Below are 1,049 nucleotides of genomic sequence, written 5' to 3' on the forward strand. Positions count from 1 at the left end.
CTAGGGCCTGTATCGAAGTCGCCTCGAGCAGGTTGAGCTGGAGTTGGTGTTGCTGGGCGTGTCGGTGCTCGACATAGGTGAGGTCTCCGGTAGTTGGTTCGTCGACCAAGAAGAACCTGAACACCGGAGACCTCGTGGACACCCTAGCGGTGACGAGGCGGTTCGACCTGACCGACGAGCAGTGGGCAACGCTGGAACCGTTGCTGCCCGTGCCGTCGCGGCCGGGTCGGCCGTCGTTGTGGAGCAAACGGCAGCTGATCGACGGGATCCGGTGGCGGGTCCGCACCGGCGCCCCGTGGCGGGACATGCCGGTCGGGTATGGGTCCTGGGCAGCGGTTTATGGGTTGTTCCGGCGCTGGCAACGTGCCGGTGTCTGGCAGCAGGTCTTGACCGCGTTGCAGGTCGAGGCTGAGGCGGCCGGGCGGATCACGTGGGATGTCAGCGTGGATTCCACGATCGCGCGGGCGCATCAGCATGCGGCGGGGGCGCGGAAAAGGGGGATCTGCAGGCCGAGCCGCCGGGCGGGGTCACCGTCGAGCCTGATGATCACGCGTTGGGGCGGTCGCGGGGTGGGTTGACCACGAAGGTGCATCTAGGGTGTGAGCAGGGGCAGAAGCCGTTGTCGATCGTGCTGACCGCGGGGCAGCGTGGCGACAGCCCGCAGTTCATTCCGGTCCTGGCCGGGATCCGGGTGCCCCGACCGGCCGGCGGCCGGCCCCGTACCCGCCCCGATCGGGTGCTGGCGGATAAGGCCTACACCTCGAAGGCCAACCGGGCTCACCTGCGCGGGCGCGGGATCAAGGCGACCATTCCGAGCAAGGCCGATCAGGACGCGCACCGCAAGGCCAAGGGGTCGAAGGGTGGTCGGCCACCGGCCTTCGATTCCGAGATCTACAAACAGCGTCATGCGGTGGAGTGCGGCATCAACCGGCTCAAACGCCACCGCGGGGTGGCTACTCGCTACGACAAACTCGCCGTCCGCTACGAAGCTACTGTTCAGATCGCTGCGATCAACGAATGGCTCTGACCCACTTCGATACAGGCCCTAG

The 1,049-nt window shown here is 66.9% G+C and carries 1 pseudogene; it reads left to right on the plus strand.

Going from position 1 to position 1,049, the window contains the following annotated elements:
- Nucleotides 1–149 precede the first annotated feature (149 nt).
- A pseudogene (locus AB0N03_RS52535) lies at nucleotides 150–1,027 on the plus strand (IS5 family transposase).
- The last annotated feature ends 22 nt before the right edge of the window (nucleotides 1,028–1,049 follow it).

This window comes from Amycolatopsis sp. NPDC051061 (assembly GCF_040682935.1).
Classification (GTDB): domain Bacteria; phylum Actinomycetota; class Actinomycetes; order Mycobacteriales; family Pseudonocardiaceae; genus Amycolatopsis.